Raw genomic sequence first — 6,360 nt, forward strand, 5'->3', positions numbered from 1 at the left:
ACCAGTATGTCAGCAACAGGCCGTGGATGGCAGCAGATGCCACCAGCCACGGCCAGAACCTGATAAGCCTAGAAGGAATAACTCGCACCGGCACGGAATGTAGCAACAGGTGCTGGATAAAAGGCATCACCGCTGAAGGAAGAGAATACACCGTAAGTACTGTATTTCTTACCAGTCAGATTATCTACGCGCGCAAACATTTCGATACCCTGCCAGCGATAATTGATCACTGCATCCGCCGTCAAATAGGAGGGTAAGCGTCCCCGCACATTGGCCTGATCGCTGATCAGAAACGAAGAACCGACATAGGTTAGATGAATGTTGGAAGAAAGGCCGTGCATCCAGTCGGCTTTCCAGTCACCGCCAACCCGATTGCGCGCCACAGCTGGAATGGATTTCCCGCTGGACAAGCCGCCACGGAATGCCGCCTTGCTGTAGGTGTAATTGCCGGACAACTGAACCAGATCATGCGCCTTCCAGTGGCCGCTGATCATGATTACATCATGGCGGGTCTTGTCGGTATAGTTTTCATTGGCGCCAAAGCCGAAGGTGCCGCCGACCGGATTATAATAGATTTCATTATTCAAGTTGGCGCGGCTGGCACTGAATTCAAGCCAGGCTGCTGCCAAATCATAACGCAGGCTGAGGCTATAATGGCGTCCGGTCTGGGATTGCAGGGTCGTGTCCACCGCGCCCGAAAAGAAATCGAAACGTTCGTCCAGCAATGGAAAACGAATGGAGCGGGAAGTGTTCAGCCTCAAACGCAGCTGTTCAATCAGGGCGACCGATGCACCCACATCCCAGGCCGTAGCCCGGTTGGAAATGGTACTGAGCGTACCTTTGGTGAACGCATCCCGCGTTCGTTCCGTGCGCGCACCGCCGTTGATACTCCAACTATTGTCCGCTGAACCGACAGTCAGTTGTCCGTAATAGCCATCACGTTTATGATCAAACTCGGTATTACCAACAGCGCCTCCAAAATTAAACGATCCATTACCCCGATCAATATCCGCCCCGGTGACGATTTGTGTAACAATCGAATCGCCTGTTGTGAAAGTAAATTTCGGACGCAGCGAAGCGTTGCGCTGCACAAAATCACTGACAGATGCAAAACTGATAAATTCAGAATGCAGATCACGGCTACGGAAACCACCGTCCAGATCTGCTTCAAGCCCGAAATCGGACAGCCAGTTGAAGCCGCCGTCAATAAAGCTGTCATTGGTACGACTGAAATCCCGTGGGGTTTTTGCCTGTTTGCGGTTTGCGTTCACTTGCGCCGGGCTCAATGCGCCGGGCAGACCAACGCGATCACGGTGATGATTACCGGAAATATGCAGGCTCATATTATTGGTGAGATCCGCTTCTGCGCGTGCGCCTCCATCAAAGCGGTCGAAGACATTATTATCGCGATAGCCATTGGTAGTCAGACCGGAAAAATTCGCTTCCAGACGTGTTTTACCGGCATCGGCACCGATGCGCCCGGACCCGGTGAATTCGCCGAAACTGCCACCGGCCAGACTGATATTACCGCCGGAAGATGGTATTTTGGTAATCAAATTAATCACGCCGCCTACCGCGCCGCCGCCATATAATACAGAACTTGCACCATGCACGATTTCAATACGCTCTATCTGATCAAGTGGAATCTGAGTCCAGTCCGTACCGGATAAATCCGGGTTGTTGACCCTGCGACCATCAATCAGCACCACATTATTGGCTGCCGACGATTCACCAAAACCGCCCAGATCAATTTGCGATTTTGCACCGACGCCAGAGGTATCGCGCACCACGATATTGGCCTGCCCTTTGAGCAGATCAACAATACTCCCGGCATGGGAATCTTCGATCGTCTTTCTGTTGATAATCGTAACCGGTTTGGATGATGTTGCCGAAGGTGTTTCAACCCGGCTTGATGTGACATTGAGCTGGCCCAAGTCCTGTGTTTCTGCCGATGCAGTGATCGGCGTAACTGCCATCAAGGCAGCTAACCAAATGATATGTTTTTGTTTCATGTTTTCTCCGCGCCCGCCGCGCTATTGCATTATTTGTGGTTCAAACAAGAGCGGGGATTGCGGATTAATCGGCAGTGAAAATAAAGACGCAGCCATCAATACCGGCAACACCTCCCTCCGAGGTTTAAAACCGATGACAGCTATCTTTTAGAATAGCATATCGTGCTTCAGGCCGGTCTCCTGGCTTGCCTTCATTCTCGGCTGTCTTTCCTTCCCGGAGCAATAAAACTCCAGTGGTGTTGAACAGCGTTGTCAGGCCTACAGTAGCGGGGGCTGCGCCGGACTTGGCAGATAACACACACTCAAGGATGAGTGTGCAAATCAATATTCATCATTGATTTGTAAGGAAAGTCAAAATGACACTTTTGGCTTTCCGTTAAGCAAATAAAACCTTGGATGGTTTTATTTGCGTTGTTATCAAATCCTTACCGGACTTCCCGTTTCACCCTTGGTTAAAAAAACCTTCGGGCACCTAAAACGTCGCGAACGTTAACGTCTCCGCCAGTACATTGCCAGAATGGATCCGGAAAGATTATGCCACAAACTGAACATCGCTCCGGCAAGGGCAGCTTCAGGAGAAAAGTGGACAATCGCCAGCGCAACTGCAAGACCGGAATTCTGCATACCCACTTCAATTGCAACAGTGCGGCTCTGCGTCGATGAATAACCAAGGCGAGACATCAAACCACCACCGAGCAGCAGCCCGATGACATTGAGTAAGATCACAGCAGCAATCACGCTCAGCGCCACCGAATGCAAATTCGCAACATTGAGTCCAACCACAACACCCACTATCCAGGCGATGGTGAGCATCGCAATAAGCGGAAACACCCCATCCAACAGCATCACTGGCGGCTGCCAATAGCGCCGAATAAGAATGCCGGCGATCACCGGCAGCAACACGATCTGAATTACACTGAGAAACATCGAGACCGGATCAATCGCCAACCATGTTGAAGCGAGCAGCCATATCCATAGTGGCATAAACAACGGTGCCAAGAGCGTAGAGGCACTGGTCATTGCTACTGACAGAGCGACATCGCCACGCGCCAGCCAGGCAACAACATTAGAGGCCGTACCTCCCGGCGCACAACCAACCAGAATCAACCCCAATGCCAGCATGGGCGGCAGTGAAAACAGATACGCAATAGCCCAGGCTGAGAGTGGCATCACAAGAAATTGTAAACCCACCCCAATCAACAATGGTCGTCCGGCATGGCGTAGTTTGCGAATATCTTCCAGCCGCAAGGTCAATCCCATCAACAACATGATCAACATTAACGCGGGGCCAATCATGCCCTTGCCCGTTACAGCGGCATCAGCAAAGAACCAACCCCACAAACTGCCAAGAATCACCCATAGGATGAAACCACCTTGCAGCATGCTGAACAACCTGTCCCGATTCATTTGGATTTATACGGCCACAGGATCAGAAGAGCATTCATAAGAAGAGTTACTTGTCACACATTTCATCATTTTAAAATCTGCCGAAAAAATCCCCGGAGATATAGACCGTGCCATACCAGAGAGCTAACGAGAGCATAATCATCACCAACGGCCTACCGAGATCTCCAACTATTTTTTTCATCGGGTGTTTTTTCACCACCCCCTGAATCAGCATGGCCAACATCAATAGCCCCGCCACACCATAAGTCACATAAAATATCATCCAAAGGTCTTTACTCATATCAGCACCTTAAACTATGCCTCTGTGAATTCCATCATAATCATCAGAATCCACCTCCCCCCTTACTCCTGCATATTTTGCACGGCGCTTTCATGATGTCGTAAGAACGCCAATAGAGCCACTTGACGCGATACCACATTTCAGTACCATTTTGAAATGCAGAAAAAGCACCAAAAGACTCTGGCTTTAATATTTAAGCAGCCGACCAGTGCAAATATAAACTGGAAAGATATTGAAGCTCTGCTTGTAGTGTTGGGAGCAGAGATAAGTGAGCGTGAAGGTTCTCGTATTGGTGTGCGTTTGTTTGGTGATCGTCGCGTATTTCATCGCCCACACCCTTCACCAAAGACAGACAAAGGCGCTGTTGCATCCATTCGTGGATGGTTTAAAAACAATGGAGTAAAACCATGAATATGATGATTATAAATGGTCAAAAAGCGACAATTTGCTACGATGAAGATGTTGATATGTTTCGCGGTGAGTTTGTTGGACTCAATGGTGGTGCAGACTTTTATGCAAAAGATATTCAAGGCTTACATGATGAGGGCGCAACATCTTTAAAAGTATTTCTTGATATGTGCAAAGAGGATGATGTTGAACCATACAAAGTCTTTTCAGGCAAATTTAATGTCCGCATTGCACCTGACCTACATGCTGATGTTGTGGCCGCAGCCAAAAGCAAAGGTGAAAGCCTGAACCAGTTTGTAGTCGAAACATTAGAACAGGCGGTACACGCTTAATCCGAGTTAAATGAACTTCAGACGAGGTGCGCCCTTGGAATTCTATTATTCAGAGTTGAGAGCGTTTTCTTACCACGACCACCAAACTGTCAAGCCAGACACCTTCTCATTGCAAGAGCTGACCCTGAAGCTCACGGATTGGGGAGCCAGACGGAACTAGAACGAATAACCAAGAGTTGCCGTTTACCGATCGTCGTAGACCGACCAGAAACAGACATTCCAAGCAGCAGTGAGCTTGACCCCATTGAGTTCCAGTATTTTTGAGTTAATCGAATCTGCTTGTCGAAGCACCTCATCATGCCTTCAGTTGCGGTTGCGGATTGTTTTAATCCCTATAACAGTAAGGAGTCATCTAAATAACGATCCTATGGTGTCTTAATTTATAGATAATTAGAAGACAAGTCTAAATGTGACGCCACCGTTCTTATGATTACCTAATTGTTTTAAATAAAGTGATGAACCAACTTGTTTTATTCTTTTATGTTATTAGAGGATAAAAAGAAGTTGCGTTACATAATGAATCAATGGAATAGGAGAGAGATATGGAATGTGTTCATGAACAACTCTACAGAAAAGCACGCGCACTCCAACACAAACAAAACACTACATACCAGAGTATTGTTAGGGCGTACCTAATCGCCTCTAAAGCGGGGTCTTATAAAGCAATTGAATGGGTGAAGGCTCAGGCACCATCCCATTTAAAGCCTAATAGTATTTATGATCGACCCGAAGGGTTTGCGGCAGACATGAACGGAAGCACAAGTCGAAGGCTCTATTTCTTAATGGAAAGATTGCTGTTGGATTGATTTTAATCAATGTAGGCAATTGGCTGGAACCATCTATTATCAGGAAAAGCCAGAGCTTGCCTGTGCCGGCCTGCAAGGTGAGGCCAATTCCGGACATTCAAAGTTAATTTTACAGGGTATTTAGGAAGATAGGAGCTGCCTACTGAATCAGGGATAGTCCAGAATATCATGTTGTAATCCCTATCTAAGATATAGCATGACCATACACATAGTGACTTGTTCTAAAATTGATAGTTACTCACCCCAGATAATAATCTATACTAAACGAACACAACAAAGTCCAACTAGGAGAATGAGATGATATCGATAATTGACATGATTAATGGTGAAAAAAAGACATATACAAAAATCATTCAGCTTTTCATCAATTATGACTTACTCTTTGTTGAACGCAGCTATCAGGCTGAAGTGGAAAAAAGATATGGTTCATATCAACGTTGGAATGATTTATCTAAAATAAAAAATGATATTTCTGATCCTGGAGCTATCTTTCGCAAGGCTAAATCAGATTTTAAATATGCTAAACTACACTCTCTACCTATTACAGATGACAGTGGAAAGGCAACTCTGCGAGCAGTAGATATAAGAGTACACAAGAAAGAAAAAGATAAACTAATGAGTTGAGACCGCCGCCGAAAACGGACATTCATTATTTACGAGTTCCGAGAACATAATACTTAATTCTGATATTTGAATGACCGGAGTTGGCCGAGAGCCTCCATTCAATCTTGGTAAAAGCAGATTAATTTGAGATAAAGTCAGCTTCCGTGGATCATTTACTCAGGTAACTCCAGCCGATAAAACAGATTGAGCCACCCAATATCTACGACATGATTAAACAGTCTCCGCATTTGCAACGACATCATACACTCTATCAATAATCTCATTGGCCTCGGAAGCAGTAATGCCTGCACCTTTTGCAACTTTAAGCATGTCCTGACGTGAAATGTTATTACCTTTGCCACCTACTGAGGTTGAATGCTCATTCGAGGCAAGAATGGATTGAGTAAGATCATACGCAGGAGCAAGTCGCCATTCACCTGCATCATTCATGAGGAAAGAAAAATTCTTCACATGATCATCTTGGTTTTCAATCGCTACATTAAACACCATCA

The 6,360-nt window shown here is 46.4% G+C and carries 7 protein-coding genes and 1 riboswitch; of the genes, 3 read left to right on the forward strand and 4 right to left on the reverse strand.

The annotated features are described in order from the left end of the window. Positions 1 to 68: 68 nt before the first annotated feature. The 3 genes from D8Y20_RS11975 to D8Y20_RS11985 all read right to left on the reverse strand — a co-directional run bounded on the left by D8Y20_RS11975 (position 69) and on the right by D8Y20_RS11985 (position 3,699). Positions 69 to 2,012 (reverse strand): TonB-dependent receptor, encoded by a 1,944-nt coding sequence (locus D8Y20_RS11975; RefSeq protein WP_121543947.1) that lies wholly within the window; start codon positions 2,010 to 2,012, stop codon positions 69 to 71. 152 nt (positions 2,013 to 2,164) lie between these two features. Beyond that, positions 2,165 to 2,503, reverse strand: a riboswitch (cobalamin riboswitch). Continuing rightward, complete coding sequence (locus D8Y20_RS11980) at positions 2,502 to 3,395, reverse strand: bile acid:sodium symporter family protein (RefSeq protein ID WP_161957636.1); 894 nt, start codon at positions 3,393 to 3,395, stop codon at positions 2,502 to 2,504. (Overlaps the previous riboswitch by 2 nt.) A gap of 94 nt (positions 3,396 to 3,489) precedes the next feature. Beyond that, positions 3,490 to 3,699 (reverse strand): hypothetical protein, encoded by a 210-nt coding sequence (locus D8Y20_RS11985; RefSeq protein WP_121543949.1) that lies wholly within the window; start codon positions 3,697 to 3,699, stop codon positions 3,490 to 3,492. A gap of 156 nt (positions 3,700 to 3,855) precedes the next feature. Here D8Y20_RS11985 and D8Y20_RS11990 point away from each other — a divergent pair, with 156 nt between their 5' ends. The 3 genes from D8Y20_RS11990 to D8Y20_RS12005 all read left to right on the forward strand — a co-directional run bounded on the left by D8Y20_RS11990 (position 3,856) and on the right by D8Y20_RS12005 (position 5,869). Further along, positions 3,856 to 4,110 (forward strand): type II toxin-antitoxin system HicA family toxin, encoded by a 255-nt coding sequence (locus D8Y20_RS11990; protein WP_121543950.1) that lies wholly within the window; start codon positions 3,856 to 3,858, stop codon positions 4,108 to 4,110. Further along, positions 4,107 to 4,439, forward strand: a complete 333-nt coding sequence (locus D8Y20_RS11995; RefSeq protein ID WP_121543951.1) for a type II toxin-antitoxin system HicB family antitoxin — start codon at positions 4,107 to 4,109, stop codon at positions 4,437 to 4,439. The genes D8Y20_RS11990 and D8Y20_RS11995 overlap by 4 nt, the downstream gene beginning before the upstream one ends. 1,103 nt (positions 4,440 to 5,542) lie before the next feature. Then, positions 5,543 to 5,869, forward strand: coding sequence for a hypothetical protein (locus D8Y20_RS12005; protein WP_121543953.1), 327 nt, complete (start codon positions 5,543 to 5,545; stop codon positions 5,867 to 5,869). Between the two features lie 210 nt (positions 5,870 to 6,079). Here the strand turns inward: D8Y20_RS12005 and D8Y20_RS12010 are convergent. Further along, positions 6,080 to 6,360 (reverse strand): HipA domain-containing protein (locus D8Y20_RS12010; RefSeq protein ID WP_147434082.1); only part of this gene is annotated, 281 nt, incomplete at its 5' end.

It is taken from the genome of Mariprofundus sp. EBB-1 (genome assembly GCF_003665155.1).
GTDB lineage: Bacteria > Pseudomonadota > Zetaproteobacteria > Mariprofundales > Mariprofundaceae > Mariprofundus.

Excerpts from the sequence above, each read along its gene's own strand:
- D8Y20_RS11975 (WP_121543947.1), bottom strand. The coding sequence starts at position 2,012 with ATGAAACAAAAACATATCATTTGGTTAGCTGCCTTGATGGCAGTTACG.
- D8Y20_RS11980 (WP_161957636.1), bottom strand. The coding sequence starts at position 3,395 with ATGCTGCAAGGTGGTTTCATCCTATGGGTGATTCTTGGCAGTTTGTGG.
- D8Y20_RS11985 (WP_121543949.1), bottom strand. The coding sequence starts at position 3,699 with ATGAGTAAAGACCTTTGGATGATATTTTATGTGACTTATGGTGTGGCG.
- D8Y20_RS11990 (WP_121543950.1), top strand. The coding sequence starts at position 3,856 with ATGCAGAAAAAGCACCAAAAGACTCTGGCTTTAATATTTAAGCAGCCG.
- D8Y20_RS11995 (WP_121543951.1), top strand. The coding sequence starts at position 4,107 with ATGAATATGATGATTATAAATGGTCAAAAAGCGACAATTTGCTACGAT.
- D8Y20_RS12005 (WP_121543953.1), top strand. The coding sequence starts at position 5,543 with ATGATATCGATAATTGACATGATTAATGGTGAAAAAAAGACATATACA.